Consider the following 18,538-nt stretch of genomic DNA (forward strand, 5'->3'; position numbering starts at 1 on the left):
ATTTAATAAAAGAGGAGGAGAAGATGAGGATGACTACATTAATAGCATTAAATCCAAAAGCAGTACAGTTTATTTCGAAACCATTAAAAATGTTTATTGGTGGCCAGTGGGTAGACGCGATTTCCGGAAAAAGGACGGAAATAAGAAATCCGGCAACTGGAGAGTTAATCACAACTGCAGCCGAAGGTGATAAGGAGGATGTGGACAGAGCAGTAAGAGCTGCTAGAAAAGCATTTGAAGAAGGCCCTTGGCCAAAAATGAAACCCAATGAGCGTGCTAGATTGATTTTAAAACTAGCGGATCTAATTGAAGAAAATGCAGAAGAATTAGCTCACTTAGACACACTTGATTATGGACAGCCGGTTTCATTAACCACCGGTTTTGCAGCTGCAGCAGCAGACAATTTCCGTTACTACGCAGGATGGGCCACAAAAATTACGGGAGAAACCATACCTTCTTCGACACCAGGGAATATCTTTAATTACACAATCCGTGAACCAATTGGCGTGTGTGCAGGGATTGTTCCTTGGAATGCTCCATTAATGAATGCCATCATGAAAGTATCCGCTCCTCTTGCCGTTGGAAATACAGTGATTGTTAAACCATCTGAAGAAACTCCTATCAGTCTATTAAGATTTGCGGAACTGGTACAAGAGGCTGGTTTCCCAGATGGTGTTGTAAATATTGTCACTGGTTATGGTCCAACTGTTGGTTCAGCATTAGCATCTCACACTGATGTTGATAAAATTGCCTTTACTGGATCTACGGTAACTGGAAGACAAATTATCCAAAATAGTGCATCAAATATTAAAAAAGTAACTTTAGAACTAGGCGGAAAATCTGCCCATATTATTTTTGCAGATGCTGACTATGAAACGGCTCTTGCTAATGCTGCCAATTCGATCTTCTTTAATTCCGGTCAAGTGTGCTTTGCTGGTTCAAGATTGTTTATTGAGAGTAAAATTTATGACCGATTCCTGGCAGACCTAGCGGAATATTCCAAGAACTATAAAGTTGGAAACGGTTTCGATAAGGAGACTGTCATCGGACCTCTTATTTCAGCAAAACAGAAAAGTCGGGTCTTAAATTATTTGGATATTGGACAAAGAGAAGGGGCCGAAGTCGTGATTGGTGGAGATGCAACTGAAGCTGATTTGGCAAAAGGTCATTTCGTCAAGCCAACGGTTCTTTCTAATGTCCACAATGAAATGACTATTGCAAGAGAAGAAATCTTTGGTCCAGTCGTTGGGGCTATGCCGTTCAATGACATTGACGAGGTTGTTAAACAGGCGAACGATACAGTCTATGGTTTAGGTGGAGGAATTTGTACAACCGATCTTCGTAAAGCACATAAGGTTGCCCATGCATTAAGAACAGGGAATGTATGGATCAATACTTACAATATTACTGAACCTGGTTCGCCATTTGGAGGATTTAAACAAAGTGGACTTGGAAGAGAGAATGGTGCAGCTTCCATTGATGCGTATACAGAAATCAAAAATGTTTGGGTGAACTTAGATTAAATATACTCTTTTCGCATAGCGAATCGGCATTTAGGTTTTTATATTGTTTTCTAGCGATGTATTGAATTGTAAAAGGGATCAGCCCGATCTCTTTTACGTTTATCAAATAATAGTGAATGAGGGGGAAATGTAAAATGAGAGCACTTGTTTTAGAAGATATCAGAAAAATGGTTTTGAAAGATGTTCCAGATCCAATCATTGATAAAAATGGAGTCATTGTGAAAGTAAAAGCAAATGGTGTTTGCCGAAGTGATTGGCATGTATGGGCTGGAGAACTTGCTTCAGGTTCCAATGTGTTAGGCCATGAGTTATGTGGTGTCATCGAAGAGGTAGGAAGCGAAGTAAAGAACTTTAAAAAAGGTGACCGTGTCATTATACCGATTACTGGAAGTGAGGGCTCATGTCCGCACTGTTTAAAAGGGAACGTTCATTTATGTGACTCTCCTGATATTCCAGGATTTACTTATTCCGGCGGTTTTGGAGAATATGTACCGGTTCCGCATGCGGATCGCAATCTCGTTCATCTTCCAGAGGAAATCGGTTTCCGTGATGGCGCCGCTCTCGGTTGCCGGGTAATGACCTCATACCATGGAGTTGTTGATATCGCAAAGGTTCGCCCTGGAGAAACGGTTGTAGTATACGGCTGCGGCGGAATTGGCTTGTCTGCAATTCATATTGCAAAATCATTAGGGGCGCATGTAATTGGCGTGGATATTAATGAATCGAATCTGAGTTTAGCAAAAGAAATGGGTGCGATTCATACGGTAAACAGCAAAAATAATAACCCGATTGAAGCAGTCCAGGAATTAACAAGAGGTGGAGCAGATGTATCTGTGGATGCTCTAGGGATTGCCCAAACATGTGTAAATGCGATTCATAGCTTAAGAAAAGGTGGAAGACACTTACAAATTGGTGTCACCTCGAAGGCAGAATCTGGTTATATTTCGATTCCAATCGATGAGATGCTGATGAAAGGAATTCATTTGTATACGACGTTAGGACTGCCTGTTCACCGTTTTGATAAGCTTTTGGCTTCTGTGGCTCAAGGTGATTTACAGCCAGGAAAAATGGTTTCGGGTGAGATTGCTCTATCTGATGTAAATCAAATTTTTGAAGATATGGCGAATTTCTCAAATACTGGAACCTATGTCATAACAAAATTTGACTAATGGTTTAACCGTGATTCCTTTTTAAAACAGAGGTACTGCGCGGTTCATCCTTACTAGCTTTCTAGAGTTTAATTTAAACAATGGGTATTAGGCTGAAGGAGGGGAGAGCGATCTTCTCTCCTCATTTTAACTTATAAGGAAGTATAAATTTCGCTATTAGTCCATTTATTTCAGTTAGGATAAATTTTACCGAAAATCCTTCTGTTTTATTTCCATTCCTTTTCATTTTAACGCTTTATCCAATCACAATTGCCTAACGTAGATTTGGCCTATTTGGAATATTTAAAATTGAGTGATTAATGCCTAATTCTGCCCCATTTTGGGTAGAGCGTGTCAACCATATTTCGCACAGCAAAGGTAACGACTCTTACATCAATTCACATAAGTTAACAATAGAAAAGCTTTTCCTAGCAATATATAGATATATAGTTTATCTAGTTCTCACATTGTCCTGTCAGCTTCACACCAGAGAATTACTCCCATCGCATGTGACAGTAGGAATACCCCAAGCGGAAGGAGCAGTCATATAATGACAATTTACACAACGACTTCAACTCGCACCTACATGACTTTTTTCATTGTCACTGGCAGGGTTACAAAATTCAGGTTCAAAACCATAATGGAATACAAAGTTTTGAAATTCTTCTGTCAGTTCTATACCTCCATTAGGTATTACCTTCTTTACAGCTGGGGCAAGATTATCGAATCGAATCGTCTTTGGCACTCCACCTATGTAATGAAATATTCGCTTTAATCCTTCTAAAAAACACTCTCTATTTTGTGAATAAAAGACCTGAAAATAAAAAGCATTACTATTAGGAAAGGAAAGCGCTAGAAAGGGTAAATCAATAGTCTCTCCATTATGTTTAAATGGTGCTTCCACAAAGTCCACCTGAGCTGTACCTGGCTTTGCTTCTAATGGGATGGCAGAATTCGAGGTATCCTCTAATAATTCTACTTTTCTACTAGACACATATTCTCTAACTGTTCGGTCTGCACCCTTAAAACTATAATCACTAACCAATTGGTCAAATATTCTTTTTGCTTACGATACTTTTTCTTTATCTTCAAATCCTCCTGGAGCCACTTATCAATAATTGGGCTCACAGGATCCATTACTTTGCGATTTCTAACCTGTTTATGCCTTTTTTCGTTTTTAAAGTTGCAGATGTACTCTATAAAAACTTCAATAGGATAAAATTTACCTTAGTGCACATGGTGGGGCATCTTATCGAGCATTCGTTTCAAATTTGGTCCGATGTTTTACTAGATGAAAAGGTAGAAATGTTAGTTTCTAAAAACGATAAAACATTACAACACCTAAATTTGCAATGGGAAAGAGAATCCAATGATTTTTCCTACCATTTTATAAGCAAATAGTTTGGTAGATGGAAATTTTAGGAGTACACTTAAAATGTAAGCGTTATCTTTAAGGGGGATGAGCATGGGTAAATTTGATGGGAAAGTCGTATTAGTAACTGGTGCAGCCGGTGGAATCGGAAAAGCACTTGTAAAAAAAGTGTATCAAGAAGGTGCAAACGTAGCTTTGGTTGATTTAAATGAAGACGCTTTACATCTAACCGCTAAAGAACTTGAGCTAGAAGATAGTAGATATCTTACAATTGCTGCTGACGTGACAAAAGAGAATCAAGTTAAAAATTATGTTGATAAAACAGTTGAAGGGTTCGGTAGAATCGATGGATTTTTCAATAATGCTGGGGTAGAAGGAAAAACTTTACCTGTAGAAGACTACGATCTTGAAACATTTGAATTTGTATTCAATGTAAATGTAAAAGGTGTGTTTTTAGGTTTGAAATATGTAGTACCTGTTATGAAAAAACAAGGTTCAGGAAGCATTGTAAATGCTGGTTCTCAAGCTGGACTCGTGGGTACACCAGGCATGTCAGCATATAACTCATCTAAGCACGCTGTTCTTGGCTTGACAAAGGTTGTTGCAGCAGAGGTAGCCGGACGCGGTATACGGGTGAATGCTACAGCACCAGGTGGAGTAAACACACAAATGGTTAAACGAATTGAAAAAAATACCGTACCAGGTGCTGCCGAGGAGGCAGAAAAAATGTTTACTTCGGCAATTCCAATGGGACGTTACGGTGAACCAGAAGAAATCGCAAATGTTGCAGCGTTTTTGTTATCGGATGAAGCATCATATGTAACAGCATCAATTTATACAATTGACGGCGGTGTTTTTCCTCAATAACAATATTCCAAATAAGTACATTCTGTAAGGGCGCTGAAAGTCATTCACTAGTTTTAGGCTTTCCTGTTTAATCGGCATAGCACTTGTTATCGGTAATCCAAAAAATTCATTTATGATAAATTGATTTTGATATAAGTTTTGGTATAAAAAATGACGAAAAAAGGGTGGAAAATCACCCTTTTTTAGTTTTCTCAAAAACCATGGTTTTTGAGAATGGGTTTATTGGTATATTTGTTAAATATCGTGTTTCTGAACATGCATATTCTTGATACGCGAAAGTAAAAAAAGATCGAAGGAATGGAGCAAATGGTTTCTTTTGTTGTTTTGCCTCTTCTTTTATGGATGGTTTAAGAGGAGAGGAAAAACAGTGAGTTAAAACTGCTCAACGTGAAGGAGTTGAAATAGCAAAGAGTCAAGGGAAGTTTAAGGGTGGAATGAAAAGATTTCATACCAGGGCAATAGGGAAAGATAAAGTTATTTTATTTGTTCGTAATCAAATTGAGAAATATAATTTATGTCATCCCAACCAAGCTTACCATCCAGTTGCTCGATTTTTTCTTGCTGCTTCTTAATTCTCCAGATCATTATTTTAATCAAACAATTTGCTGATTTCTTATCGGAACATGGATTAAATTATGATAAGCGGAAATTAAAATGTGTATTACAGTCGAGGTAAATTGCCGCAAGCTGAGGGTTGAACTTGCTGGTACCCCCTATTGGAGTAAGTCTATTTTACGAACATGAAGAAGGAACGATTGAAAAAGGAAGAAGGTCAGACCTATTTATGGCAATCTAGCTTGGGAAACTCTTTCCAAGCTATTTTTTATTTAAGATTAATGAAACAACAATATATAGGGGAGCAAAGATTGACACATTCTGGTATAAAAATTATAAATTTCGATGAGCGATGGATAAAGGAATTCAAATCAATAAAACAAGTAATAAGTAAGTCTTTATCTGATTTGATTATTGATATAGAACACGTTGGAAGCGCTTCAGTCCTAGGGTTGGGAGCAAAACCAATTTTGGATATAGATATTGTAATAGAAATTTAAATTGCATTTTACTGGATACCCTTTACAACACGACAGTAGGATTAATATACTAATTCTTCACTAAAGAATGAATACTTCTCTTTTATATTCCCGAATGTATCTATATTCTTTATTAAGTTAATCCCAAGATCAAGGCAAGTATAGTGAGTAAGTGCATTTGTAAAATCTATTTTGATTAGATCATCATCTTTTAATACTTCATAACAAACCCCGCAACAGATTCCCATTTCAGATCCTATTTCATATCTGATAGATCTACGACAATATTTTAACATGGTATTAATTGTAAAATTGTAAAGGTTGGGTAAATAAAGACTACTTTTGGTTGGTTTTATAGATTTCAATTTTGCTTAATAGTGTCTTTACATCTTGGTTGATTTACTTAGAACCCGACTAAAAAAGGACAAAAGTAATCGAATACTATTTTAATATTCTGAATTTTTTGTATTGATATTAAATTTAATTGAATGTATAATTCAAACAGATGATTGTTTCATTTTTGAGTACTACCAATCATTTCGAGGGGGGATTGATATGAAATTTAGTTCTTGTACTAAAATGTCGTGAAGGGAATTATGTAAAAGCCTTTGAATCTAAGAAATGGTTTTTTCTGGAATGCAGGTAGGATAATGAAGATTTTTAAAGAAGGGATGATGGTTTTGGCTAATTTAAACCCACAAGCAAAAGCGTATTTAGAAATGTTTTATCAAATTCCTCTCCTTCAGACGTTAGAACCTCAGACAGTAAGAGATATGTTCGCACAGGCCCCCCCTGTAGAGGTTGAACTGGCACCGCTCGCAAAAATTGAGGACAGACTGATTCCAGTTGGCGACGATGCTGAAATTAATGTTAGAATTTATACACCAGAAGGCCAGGGTCCTTTTCCTCTCTTTGTCTATTACCATGGTGGTGGCTGGGTCCTTGGTGATCTTGAAATAGCTGATGCAAGCTGCCGAATGATCGCAAACAGGACAGAAAGAGTAGTAGTTTCTGTAGATTATAGACTTGCTCCTGAATATAAGTTCCCAATTCCTGTACAAGACTCCTATGCAGCCTTGCAATGGGTATATGAAAATGCTACGTCCATAAATGGTAATGTTTCCAATATTGTAGTCGGCGGAGATAGTGCCGGTGGAAATTTATCTGCAGTCGTTTCGATGATGGCCAGGGATCGAAAAGGACCAAACATTTCTGCCCAAGTACTAATTTACCCTGTAACAGATTTGGGGTATGATACCGATTCATACCTTGAATTTGCCGAAGGGTTTGGTCTGGACAGAGACCTAATGATTTGGTTTGGCGATTATTATATCAACAATGAGTTAGATTCAAAAAACATCTATGTAGCTCCATTATTGGCTGAGGATCTCAACAGTCTTCCGCCGGCTTTTGTTGTGACTGCTGAATTTGACGTCCTACGGGATGAAGGTAAAGCGTATGCAAAACGCTTAAAGGAAGCTGGGGGTAAAGTTGAGTCGTATACTGAGCCAGGTTTAGTTCATGGATATTTTACCAATATGGCGGTTTTCCCTGAACAGATAAAAGTAACGATTTCTAAAATTGCCCGATTCTTAAATGGGGTCAAATCAGAGCAAGTCCATTTAACCAATAGACCGTAATAATGAAAGGGTTTCCAAAATTAAATTCATTAGGAGGCAGGATTAAAATGACAGCTACTCAAAAAAACAATCAAGTAACTAACATTGATGCGGTTGTAATCGGTGCAGGATTTTCGGGGTTATATATGCTTTATCGCTTACGTGAGGCTGGTTTCTCTACCCGTGTCTATGAGGCAGCTGATGGTGTCGGCGGTGTTTGGTATTGGAATCGCTATCCTGGAGCGCGCTGTGATTCGGAAAGCATTTATTATAACTACACCTTCTCTGAAGAACTCTATAAGGAATGGACATGGACTTCCAGATACCCTGAGCAGCCAGAAATCCTGCGTTACCTTAATTTCGTAGCAGATAAGTTCGATCTGCGGCGGGATATCCAGTTCAATACACGCATCAAGTCTGCCTATTACGATGATGACTTAAATAGATGGCACATCAGAACGGAGGATGGAGAAAGCGTATCGGCTAAATACTTCATCACAGGAGTAGGCTGTATTTCTACCGCTAATATCCCTAGCATTAAGGGCTTAGATAACTTTGAGGGGGAGTGGTACCATACTGGACATTGGCCGCATGAAAAAGTGGACTTTACGGGTAAGCGGGTTGGAATTATCGGCAATGGCTCAAGCGGTGTACAGGCAATCCCAGTTATTGCCAAAGAGGCAGCCCACCTCACCGTTTTTCAAAGGACGCCACAATACAGTACACCAGCGAAAAACAATCCGTACACTGAGGAGTTTATACGACAAGCAAAAGAAAACTTCCATGAAATGAAGAAGGAAGTACGCGCATCATTGGGCGGCTTACCGATTCCAATTAATAATCAGTCAGCTCTCGAGGATTCACCTGAAGAACGCCGAAAGGCATATGAGAAGGCTTGGGAGGCAGGCGGCGCAAGAATATTGTTTGCTTACAATGATTTACTTGCAAACGAGGAAGCAAACGAAACGGCCTCCGAGTTCATCCGCTCAAAAATACGTGAAACCGTAAAAGACCCTGAGACAGCCGAAAAGTTGTCACCTACGTACTATTACGGTACTAAGCGTGCAATCATTGACACTGATTATTTTGAGACCTATAATCGACCAAACGTTAGTTTGGTAGAAATCAAGAAAGCGCCTATTCAGGAGATCACAGCCAAGGGAATACGGACTGCTGATAGTGAATACGAGTTGGATGCAATCGTTTTTGCAACCGGTTACGACGGTATGACAGGTTCCTTGTTTAAGATCGATATCCGTGGTAAGGATGACGTGTCCCTTAAGGATAAATGGGTTAATGGTTCGGAGACGAGAACTTACCTTGGAATCGCTACTGCTGGTTTCCCGAATATGTTTATGATTACCGGACCAGAAAGTCCTTCTGTACTCGGCAACATGCCTGTAGCGATTGAGCAGCATGTTGAATGGGTCATGGATTGTATCAACTATCTTCGCGAAAAGAATATTGAAATTATCGAAGCAAAGGTAGAGGCGGAAGAGGCCTGGAGCAAGCACTGCGGCGAGCTGGCCGACTCAACGCTCTATACCAAGGCTGAATCCTGGTATACGGGTGCGAATATTCCTGGTAAAGCACGTGGATTCCAGATTTATGTTGGGGGTTATGGACCATACCGCGACAAATGCGATGAAGTAGCCAATAAGGGCTATGAGGGATTTTCTTTGATGTCCTCTAGTAAGACTACGGTACGCTAATAAGGGTATACCCCCAGATAAACACTGGGAAATGATCTTCATAAATAGAATATCTTTGGAATTGAATTGAGGTTATGCTACCTTGCAGATAAGGGATAATCCCTTTGCTTGAAACAGGATATCCTAGTTTATTTTAAAAAAAGGGGCGAATACAAAATGGGTAAAATTGAAGAAGCGAATAAACAATTAATCACAGACTTTATGAAAACATTCTCTACAGGGAATATTGACGCATTTATGGAGTACATGTCTGATTCGGCAACTTGGTGGGTTGCGGGTACGATTGAGGGTATTTCTGGAGAAAAGAATATGAAGGAATTTAGGGGAATGAATTCAGGAATCGCTACCTCGACCAAAACTGGCGCGATTAGTTTAACTCCTCTTGCTATGACAGCAGAAGGCGGACGAGTTGCTGTAGAGACAGAGTCCTATGCAGAGTTAAGTAATGGGCGTGTATATAATAATATTTATCACTTCCTATTCGAAGTGGAAGACGGGAAGATTCAGAAAGTAAAAGAATTTTTAGATACTGAACATACACGAGCCGTTTTTCTAGGTTAAATAATGAGGGCAATTAAGAAAACTACTTAAAGTAATATTAGATTAATAGAACATACAAGACAGGGTGAATGTAATGGGCATTTTCCCTGTCTGTCTTGAGGGTCTGTTATTTACAATCTTACTTAGAAGGCATTAATGTGAAGATCTACTAATTTAATGAAAATAACATCTTACTTACTAGTTAATTTGAGGGGGATATTTTATGGGTATTAAAGGAAAAGTAGTGGTTATTACCGGTGCTGGCGGAGGTCTTGGTCGCGCTAGAGCACCTCGCTTTGCAAAGGAAGGTGCGAACTTGTACTAGTTGACATTACTGAGGGAGAAGCAAGAAAAACACTTGAATCAGTTAAAGAAGTTACTTCAGATGTTCAATTTGTTGAAGGAAATGTGGCAAAATCCGAGGATGCACAAAAATATGTGAAAGAAGCTGTAGAAAAGTATGGACGGATTGATGTTTTCTATAATAACGCAGGGATAGAAGGAGCTGTCACTCCAATTGGTGATTATGATGAAGAGATATTTGATAGAGTCATATCCGTTAATACAAAAGGAGTTTTCCTTGGTTTAAAATATGTTATCCAAGTGATGCAGAAACAGAAATCAGGTAGTATCATTAACACTGCTTCAGTTGCAGGTATTTTGGGGCAGGGCAATTTAAGCGCTTATACAGCAAGTAAGCATTCGGTTGTGGGATTAACAAGATCAGCAGCTGCCGAAAACGCAAAGTTAAACATTCGAGTAAACGCCATCTGTCCAGGGCCAATTGATACAGATATGATGAAAAATGCTGCTAAAAAATACAATCCTGACAATCTGCAAGAGTATTACAATTTAGTCATGGAAAAGGTTCCAGCAAATCGAATTGGGAAACCTGAAGAGGTGGCTACCTTAGTAAGGTTTCTAGGTTCTGATGAAGCAGGATATATAAATGGTGCAATTATTCCTATTGATAGGGGCATGACAACTTCATAAGCTTGATGGCATTAAAATAGGGGGAAAAGGAAATGGATTCATTATGCGGAAAAGTAGCCATTGTTGGCGTAGCAGATACAGAACTAGTAGAAGGCGGGAAGGAATTAATAAAGGCACTCGATGATATTCAGTCTGAAAAGGAGTGAACGAAATAATGAAACCAGAAGAAAAATTAGCAATCCACGAAGTATTATACAGAGCAGCACATGGGTATGATTCCCACAATATAGAAATGCTTACAGAATGCTTTGCAGAGGATTCTGTGATGACGATACGTGTTGGCGGCGGAGATTTGATTGGCCCCTATGATGGTCAAGAAGCCGTTTTAAATTTTATGAAACGTGCGATTGAAAGACAGACTGATAAACGTTTGCATCAGATCTCCAATATTTTTTTTGAAGAGGAAGGGGAAGAGCAAGCATTCGCTCGATCAAGTTTGACTCTTTTTGCTACAGAGAATGGGACTTGTCAACTGCTATCAACCGGCATTTACCGGGATAAAGTAGTCAAGGTAAATGGGAGCTGGAAAATAAGCAAACGGCATCTAGATATTGAGCTTCCAGTTTAAAAAAGGGATTTCGTAAAATGATTTGGGGTTTAACTTTTTAAGGTTCAGGAAGCGTGATTAAAACTTAATCTATGGGTGGATTGATTGTTAAAGAACCAAGCACCATCTAGTCTATTTTTTCAGAAGATTTAAAATATACCCTTGAAAAGGATTCCATTTGCGATTATAATAAAAATCAAACAACCGTTAGTTTTTAATTTTGGAGGTGAATAGCTTGGAACAAATAGAAAAGAAAGATACCGTTCCTGTTCGGGATGGTGAAGACTTTGATCGAAATGCATTAAAAACCTATTTAGCCGAACATATAACTGATTTCGGGAATAAAGAGCTTGAAGTAGAACAATTTACAACAGGTTTCTCAAATTTAACCTACTTTATTCGTTGCGGTGATTGGGAAGCCGTTATGCGTCGTCCACCATCAGGTCCGCTTCCGCCAAAAGCACATGATATGAAACGTGAATCAGATTTATTAACTAGACTACATCCTTTTTTCCCATTCATTCCTAAACCATATGTCTTTTGTGAAGATACCGAAGTGTTAGGAGTACCTTTTTATGTTATGGAACGAAAACAAGGGGTAGTATTGAACGATCAGTTTCCGGCGGGATTTAATGCGACGGACGAATTACGTGTAAACATTTCAAACGAGGTGGTCGATGCACTCGCTCAACTGCATACAATCGACTACAATCACGCTGATTTATCCAAATTTGGTAAGCCAAGCGGATTTTTAGAGAGACAAGTAAATGGGTGGATTCAACGCTATCTCAAGTACAAAACAGATGATATCCCGTATTTTGAAAAACTATCTCAATGGTTGGTAGATCACATCCCTAATTCCCAATATTCGAGCTTAATTCATAATGACTATAAATTAAATAATATGTTATTCTTAAAAAATTTTACAAAAATCGAAGCGATATTAGATTGGGAAATGGCAACCGTCGCAGATCCATTTTTTGACTTAGGCGGAGCATTAGGTTATTGGTTAGAACCAGATGATCCTGACTACCTCAAAGAGAGTCTCCCAACCGTAACCACCGAGCCAGGGTTTATTACGAGGAATGAGTTTATTCATAGATATGCAATCCAAACAGGCTATGATATTCCTCCGTTGGGCTTTTATTTGGCTTTTACCTATTTCAAATTAGCTGTAGCCTTACAACAAATTTATTATCGGTGGAAGGTCGGGCAGACGAATGACAGTCGATTCGCAGAGTTTAAAGATAGAGTTAGTAATCTTATGTTGTCTGCCTATGAAATCACTGAAACGGGAAAATTTTAATTAATAGAAAAAAGTTGATAAGTGTACGTTGGTGGTCGTGACAATACTTATTCAACTTTACCCATTCAAGTGCATGAGTGACCTTATTATATCTCTGAAGAGTAATGGAAATGGACTCTAAAAACTCCTCAAACAATCGTCTGTTTTATAAAAAAGATTTATGAGATATAATATTCATTAATATTAAATGAAAACTATTGAATGGGTAAAGGGGGAAAAGATGGTGGCAAAACCAAATATTAAAAGAACAAATAAGTCATTTGAAAAATTTAATAAAATTGTAGATGCTTCCGCCAAGGTTTTTCGGGAAAAAGGGTATAAAGCGGCCACTTTAGAGGATATTGCGAATGAAGTGGGAATGCTTAAGGGAAGCCTCTATTACTATATCGAGAAAAAAGATGATTTATTATATGCTGTTGTTGAGAGACCATTGAATGAAATGACGGAGAATTTAAAAGTGATTGTCAATTCAAGCGATTCTCCTTCTATTAAATTAGAAAAAGCTTTGAAAAATCATATTTCAAGTTTTGAGAAATACCAAAGTGAGTTATTCGTTTGGATTTCAATCGAGTGGTTCAAAACGGAATTCGGCGGGGAAATCGCAACAGTTGGAGACGAATATGACCGTCTTTTTCGTAAAATTGTGATTGATGGGATTGAAAAGGGAGAATTTCGCAGTGATTTAGATCCTAAACTGATGACTTTTGCCATTTTTGGTGTCTATAATTACATGCAGCGATGGTTTTCACCTGATAATAAGTATTCATTTGATGAAATTTCAAAACAATTTAATGCATTTGTACTTCAAGGAGTTTGGCGTAAACCTTAATAGCTTCCTTATTATCTGATTTCATTTTCTATTTGATTGTGTTAGAAACTTTAAAACTTAGGAGGTGAACCCCTTGGAGGAGGTAATAAAAGGTTTATTACAAAACTCTCCGGGATTATCTGCCAAAAATATTCTAAACAATTGCCATAAAATGATGAATGAAAATGTTAGAACTGATACGATAAATAGGTATTTAAGAAGGTTAAAAAGCAGGGGAATATTAATAAATAAAAATGGTCGATGGTACTTAAGATAAAGCCATTTGCTACTTTTGGGGAAAAATCGGAATAATAGATAAATCTTATCATAAAGGGGGAGGGTCTTATTAAGCAGTGAGGTTTCACGTTGAAATTTCACTGTTTTTAAATGTCCTTTTTAGTGATTAGTAGACCCTATTGGAGGCATTGTATTTTCCTTTATTTCTAGTATATAATTGTTTTGAGTTGAGAATTTTTAATATTCATAAAATTATATACAAAACAAACTTTCTTGTTTATAATTAAAAACAAACAGTTGTTTGATTTATTAGTTTACATATTAAGGAAAGGGGTCCAAGAATGATTTACCAGTATCTGCCTGTAGAACGGATTCATTACGGGATTAATATCGTAGCCGAACAGCTTGTAAGCGAAATACAGAAGCTTAATGCTAAGAGATTATTGATCGTCACTACTAATAGTATGTTAAAAACAAAGGCGTATCAAAGGATGATTGAAACTCTCCACGCAAATCAATTAGACACATATGTAACCTGCTCAAAACAACATGTCCCCGGCAACATTTTGATGCAAAATATAAAAGAAATACGTGATTTTAACCCTGATCTTATCCTTAGCTGTGGTGGCGGTAGTCCGATCGATGCAGCAAAGATCCTATCATTGGTTTTATCTGAAGGCATTCAGTCTGAAGACGATTTGTATCCTTATTCGGAGAATTTAAGAGAAAAAGCACCACAGATGCTGGATTATTTACCTCATATTGCGATTCCTACAACACTATCTGCATCAGAATTTACAAGCATAGCAGGTACGACGAAGGCAGAGGATCATGTAAAATATAAGTTTTCCCATTTAAACATGACACCAAAATTCGTTTTTCTAGATCCTGCATTTACGGTCGAGACCCCTGATTGGCTTTGGATATCAACCGGGATTCGTGCTGTTGATCATGCAGTTGAGACACTATATACTCCTGTTCCAAATCCAATTAATACGAGTCTAGCATTACAAGCGTTAAAAAAACTCTATGATCACCTACCTATTTCTAAAAATGATCCTACAAACCTAGAATCTAGATTGGAATGTCAACTAGGAGCCTGGTTATCATTGTTTTCTGTCGTAAATATTAAATTAGGATTATCTCATAGTATTGGCCATCAACTGGGAGCAACCTATGACATACCTCATGGAATGACCTCTGCGATTATGCTTCCACATGTAATGAAGTTTTTATTACCAAGAACGAGTGATGAACAGGCAAAAATAACAGAAGCTTTAGGTTTTAGTAAGGAAAATATAACCGAAAACGCCAGTATGGCTCCTACCTTAATTAGAGGTCTGATTCAAGACCTGGAAATTCCACACCACTTAAGAGATTTTGAAGTTAAAAAAGAAAGCATTCCTGCAGTAGTAAAAAATATCCTTATCGATATTCAAGGTGAAGAAAATAGCTTTGTTTTGGGCACTGGTGATTTAAATAAAGAAATTACTTCACTATTAGAGGCAGCATGGTAGGAATAAAAACAACAGCTAGATTTACGATGGTTTAACATTATTCAGCTGTGAAAATTTAATTACACTCCTTTGAAAGCGCTTAAGTTAAATAGAAAAATAACGCTATTCATTTATATTTTATGAGGTGATTGAAATGAAGTATCAAGAACTCCTTGAAGGTTTTTCATGGGAAAAGGTAGTGAAAACATTTGACTGGAATGTACAAGAAAAATTTAATATGGGACATGAATGCTGTGATCGTTGGGCAGATGACCCAAATCGGGTTGCAATTTATTGGGAAGATGCTGACGGAAATACAGATGTATGGACATACCAAAGACTAAAGGAACAATCGAATCGTATGGCAAATGCACTAAGGTACCTTGGAGTAAAGAAAGGGGATCGAGTGGCAGGTCTTCTTGGTAAGGACATGGAATTGATTATCACGGTACTGGCAACATGGAAAGTAGGAGCAGTTTATGTACCAATGTTTACAGCTTTTGCCCAGGAAGCAATCAAGTACAGATTAGAAGATTGTGATTGTAAAATATTAGTAACCAACCAAGAACAAGCTGCAAAAATCGATAAAATATCGATTCCAAGTGAACTTATTTTGACGGATGGATTAACAAGCAACGGATTAACGTTTTGGGAATTTATAGGGTCTTTTTCAGACGAGCATCTAACAGAACCTACAAATATAATGGAGCCAAGTGTGATCCAATATACGTCAGGATCAACTGGTATGCCGAAGGGAGCCGTTTGGGCTCATAAAATCCTACTTAGTTCTTATCCTTATGTTCGACACGGAATTGGTGTAGAGGATGACGATATCATGTTAGGGGGAGCAGATTTAGGCTGGGCTTATGGACTAATTAATTGTACATTCGTCCCTTTAAGCTATGGTATTTCAATTGTTGTTTATAAAGGTTCTTTTAATGTTGAAAAGGTCTATACTCTATTGGAAAAATATAAGGTTACCAACTTTGCATATGCTCCAACCGCCTATCGAATGATGATGACATATGGTCCTGAGCTGGCGAAAAAATATAATATTCAAGTGAAAAAATTTAGCAGTGCGGGTGAGCCATTAAATGCGGAAGTAGTCCGTTTCTTTAAGGAAACCTTCGGAAGAGAGATTTATGATCACTATGGCTGTACAGAGACAGGAATGATTGTGGACAATTTTAATACGACCGATATGGCTGTAAAACCAGGTTCAATGGGGCTGCCATCTCCTGGTTTTAATGTTGCCTTGGTAGATGAAGATGGGAATCCAGTTGAAAAAGGGAAAGTGGGACAAATTGCCGTCGATACGACTGGATTTCCATACTTTTTCTTAGGCTATTGGCAAAACCCTGAAAAAACAGAAGAAAAAATAAAAGGAAAATGGCTATTAACAGGCGATCTCGCCAGTCAGGACGAAGATGGATATCTTTGGTTCCAAGGACGTGCGGATGACATTATTTCCAGTGCAGGATATCGGATTGGTCCATTTGAAGTAGAGAGCAGTCTAATCGAGCACCCAGCTGTGGCGGAAGCGGCGGTTGTCGGGAAACCAGATCCTGCTAAAGGCGAAATCGTAAAAGCATATGTTGTTCTAAATCCATCTTTTGCCCCTTCCGCCGAACTAGCAAACGAATTATCCTTATATGTTAAAAGTAAATTATCTAAACATCAATACCCAAGAGAAGTTGAGTTTACGGATCATCTTCCGAAAACTCCAAGCGGTAAAATTCAACGATATCTTTTGAAAGTGAATGAGCAAACAGCCAAAAGTTAAAGGATGCTAAACTCTAATATTTACTGTTTCAAAATGAGCTGCTCAAATTGGTGGGCAGCAACTTTTTTTTGATTACAGCGGAAATCTCACTACAACGTCGATTTTGTTCTTGATAGATAAAATATTAATATAGAAATACAAAATCCTTGGCCAGTAATTGATGCCATTCCATCTTACTAGTTGATGGTACAATTGGTCCTTACAACAATTGAGATTAATACTGTAGCAATAGTCTGTTGTAAAGAACCGCAGAAATAAAAGATTCCTCCTAAGATTAGTGAGGTTATACAAGTCCCTAAAGATACAAATAAGTATGTTCTACTTTTGTATACCCACAAATAGGGAAGAAAGAGTGAGCCTCCTAATAATCCGATTTTGAATGGAATATATTCAGGAATGTACATATAGTCAATGTTAAAAACCGGTATATAAAATGCCTGGGATTCTGCAAGTATTCTACCTAATGTGGCTAATGGGTTATTGGGTGCCGTGACATTAACACTCAATGGCTTACTAAGTAAAGTTCCGATTAGAAAAATGATAATCAATCCGAAAATCCGGATGAGGTAGACGGTATCCATGGAGAAAATGAGTGGCAGGTAAGTAAATAATAAAAAAGACAAAGGAACTGGATAGTAAAAACGGTTAACCCTTTTTTAGCAAAGGATATTAGATTAGTTTGTAATTGTTCGAGTGACCGTCTATACAAAGTCTCCCTTATAAAATTGTTTGAGGTGGTATGTTAATACAATTAGTTCAGTAAAAATGATAAGATTTGGGGCCATTTAGCAAAAATGAGGAGTTGGAAGGAATTTCAAATTGAACCGTTATTGATACGATGCTATTATAAGAAAGTTCTGCCGCAGAGTGATTGACAATATGATGGATTGAAAAAATGTGTTGACTCAAGTGGAGAGAATATGATAAGATATTTCTTGTCGCTAAAAACAAGTGACAAGTTGTTCTTTGAAAACTAAACAAACAAGAACGTCAACACAAAAATATTAGTTTCTTCTATAGAAACTAGCCAACGTAACTTTTCGGAGCTATATCAACTTTCTTGGAGAGTTTGATCCTGGCTCAGGACGAACGCTGGCGGCGTGCCTAATACATGCAAGTCGAGCGAATCAAGAGGTGCTTGCACCTCTTGATTAGCGGCGGACGGGTGAGTAACACGTGGGCAACCTGCCTGTAAGACTGGGATAACACCGGGAAACCGGTGCTAATACCGGATAATTCTTTCCCTCTCATGAGGGAAAGCTGAAAGTCGGTTTACGCTGACACTTACAGATGGGCCCGCGGCGCATTAGCTAGTTGGTGAGGTAACGGCTCACCAAGGCGACGATGCGTAGCCGACCTGAGAGGGTGATCGGCCACACTGGGACTGAGACACGGCCCAGACTCCTACGGGAGGCAGCAGTAGGGAATCTTCCGCAATGGACGAAAGTCTGACGGAGCAACGCCGCGTGAGCGATGAAGGCCTTCGGGTCGTAAAGCTCTGTTGTTAGGGAAGAACAAGTACCGGAGTAACTGCCGGTACCTTGACGGTACCT

The 18,538-nt window shown here is 38.2% G+C and carries 13 protein-coding genes, 1 rRNA gene and 2 pseudogenes; 14 read left to right on the plus strand and 2 right to left on the minus strand.

Features of this window, described 5'->3' with window-relative positions:
* The first annotated feature begins 23 nt into the window (after window positions 1-23).
* Window positions 24-1,523, plus strand: a complete 1,500-nt coding sequence (locus V7108_RS10065) for an aldehyde dehydrogenase family protein (RefSeq protein WP_420489175.1) — start codon at window positions 24-26, stop codon at window positions 1,521-1,523.
* 134 nt (window positions 1,524-1,657) lie between these two features.
* On the plus strand, window positions 1,658-2,692 hold the full coding sequence (locus tag V7108_RS10070) for a zinc-binding dehydrogenase (RefSeq protein ID WP_335568113.1): 1,035 nt from the start codon (window positions 1,658-1,660) through the stop codon (window positions 2,690-2,692).
* 556 nt (window positions 2,693-3,248) lie between these two features.
* On the opposite strand, the pseudogene V7108_RS10075 reads toward V7108_RS10070, so the two are convergent.
* Window positions 3,249-3,838: pseudogene (locus tag V7108_RS10075) on the minus strand (IS21 family transposase); the annotation flags it as partial.
* A 298-nt stretch (window positions 3,839-4,136) separates the two neighbouring features.
* On the opposite strand from V7108_RS10075, the gene V7108_RS10080 reads away from it, so the two are divergent.
* The 11 genes and pseudogenes from V7108_RS10080 (at window position 4,137) to V7108_RS10130 (ending at window position 16,985) form a co-directional block, all read left to right on the plus strand.
* On the plus strand, window positions 4,137-4,910 hold the full coding sequence (locus tag V7108_RS10080; RefSeq protein WP_335568114.1) for an SDR family NAD(P)-dependent oxidoreductase: 774 nt from the start codon (window positions 4,137-4,139) through the stop codon (window positions 4,908-4,910).
* Between the two features lie 866 nt (window positions 4,911-5,776).
* Window positions 5,777-5,959: pseudogene (locus V7108_RS26895) on the plus strand (GrpB family protein); the annotation flags it as partial.
* A gap of 635 nt (window positions 5,960-6,594) precedes the next feature.
* Window positions 6,595-7,584, plus strand: coding sequence for an alpha/beta hydrolase (locus V7108_RS10090; protein WP_335568116.1), 990 nt, complete (start codon window positions 6,595-6,597; stop codon window positions 7,582-7,584).
* Between the two features lie 47 nt (window positions 7,585-7,631).
* A complete protein-coding gene (locus tag V7108_RS10095) occupies window positions 7,632-9,275 on the plus strand; it encodes a flavin-containing monooxygenase (protein WP_335568117.1) in 1,644 nt (547 codons plus the stop codon).
* A gap of 156 nt (window positions 9,276-9,431) precedes the next feature.
* Complete coding sequence (locus V7108_RS10100; RefSeq protein WP_335568118.1) at window positions 9,432-9,836, plus strand: nuclear transport factor 2 family protein; 405 nt, start codon at window positions 9,432-9,434, stop codon at window positions 9,834-9,836.
* Window positions 9,837-10,145: 309 nt separating this feature from the next.
* Window positions 10,146-10,808, plus strand: coding sequence for an SDR family NAD(P)-dependent oxidoreductase (locus tag V7108_RS10105; RefSeq protein WP_335568143.1), 663 nt, complete (start codon window positions 10,146-10,148; stop codon window positions 10,806-10,808).
* 154 nt (window positions 10,809-10,962) lie between these two features.
* Window positions 10,963-11,376, plus strand: coding sequence for a nuclear transport factor 2 family protein (locus V7108_RS10110; protein ID WP_335568119.1), 414 nt, complete (start codon window positions 10,963-10,965; stop codon window positions 11,374-11,376).
* A gap of 205 nt (window positions 11,377-11,581) precedes the next feature.
* Window positions 11,582-12,661 (plus strand): phosphotransferase family protein, encoded by a 1,080-nt coding sequence (locus tag V7108_RS10115; RefSeq protein WP_420489183.1) that lies wholly within the window; start codon window positions 11,582-11,584, stop codon window positions 12,659-12,661.
* Window positions 12,662-12,884: 223 nt separating this feature from the next.
* Window positions 12,885-13,490: a TetR/AcrR family transcriptional regulator gene (locus V7108_RS10120; RefSeq protein ID WP_335520208.1), complete on the plus strand. Its 606-nt coding sequence runs from the start codon at window positions 12,885-12,887 to the stop codon at window positions 13,488-13,490.
* A gap of 557 nt (window positions 13,491-14,047) precedes the next feature.
* Window positions 14,048-15,223: an iron-containing alcohol dehydrogenase gene (locus V7108_RS10125; protein WP_335568121.1), complete on the plus strand. Its 1,176-nt coding sequence runs from the start codon at window positions 14,048-14,050 to the stop codon at window positions 15,221-15,223.
* 133 nt (window positions 15,224-15,356) lie between these two features.
* The gene (locus tag V7108_RS10130) at window positions 15,357-16,985 is read left to right on the plus strand and encodes an acyl-CoA synthetase (RefSeq protein ID WP_335568122.1); all 1,629 of its coding nucleotides are present in this window, start codon (window positions 15,357-15,359) and stop codon (window positions 16,983-16,985) included.
* 176 nt (window positions 16,986-17,161) lie between these two features.
* On the opposite strand, the gene V7108_RS26900 is transcribed toward V7108_RS10130, so the two are convergent.
* On the minus strand, window positions 17,162-17,566 hold the full coding sequence (locus V7108_RS26900) for a DUF7010 family protein (protein ID WP_420489176.1): 405 nt from the start codon (window positions 17,564-17,566) through the stop codon (window positions 17,162-17,164).
* 476 nt (window positions 17,567-18,042) lie between these two features.
* Here V7108_RS26900 and V7108_RS10135 point away from each other — a divergent pair.
* Window positions 18,043-18,538: ribosomal RNA gene (locus V7108_RS10135) — 16S ribosomal RNA — on the plus strand; the annotation flags it as partial.

Source organism: Neobacillus vireti (assembly GCF_036962345.1).
In the GTDB taxonomy this organism is placed as follows: Bacteria; Bacillota; Bacilli; order Bacillales; family Cytobacillaceae; genus Neobacillus; species Neobacillus vireti_A.

Bases quoted from the DNA above. Each gene is read 5' to 3' on its own strand.
- V7108_RS10065 (WP_420489175.1), top strand. From the start codon at position 24: ATGAGGATGACTACATTAATAGCATTAAATCCAAAAGCAGTACAGTTT.
- V7108_RS10070 (WP_335568113.1), top strand. From the start codon at position 1,658: ATGAGAGCACTTGTTTTAGAAGATATCAGAAAAATGGTTTTGAAAGAT.
- V7108_RS10080 (WP_335568114.1), top strand. From the start codon at position 4,137: ATGGGTAAATTTGATGGGAAAGTCGTATTAGTAACTGGTGCAGCCGGT.
- V7108_RS10090 (WP_335568116.1), top strand. From the start codon at position 6,595: ATGAAGATTTTTAAAGAAGGGATGATGGTTTTGGCTAATTTAAACCCA.
- V7108_RS10095 (WP_335568117.1), top strand. From the start codon at position 7,632: ATGACAGCTACTCAAAAAAACAATCAAGTAACTAACATTGATGCGGTT.
- V7108_RS10100 (WP_335568118.1), top strand. From the start codon at position 9,432: ATGGGTAAAATTGAAGAAGCGAATAAACAATTAATCACAGACTTTATG.
- V7108_RS10110 (WP_335568119.1), top strand. From the start codon at position 10,963: ATGAAACCAGAAGAAAAATTAGCAATCCACGAAGTATTATACAGAGCA.
- V7108_RS10125 (WP_335568121.1), top strand. From the start codon at position 14,048: ATGATTTACCAGTATCTGCCTGTAGAACGGATTCATTACGGGATTAAT.
- V7108_RS10130 (WP_335568122.1), top strand. From the start codon at position 15,357: ATGAAGTATCAAGAACTCCTTGAAGGTTTTTCATGGGAAAAGGTAGTG.
- V7108_RS26900 (WP_420489176.1), bottom strand. From the start codon at position 17,566: ATGGATACCGTCTACCTCATCCGGATTTTCGGATTGATTATCATTTTT.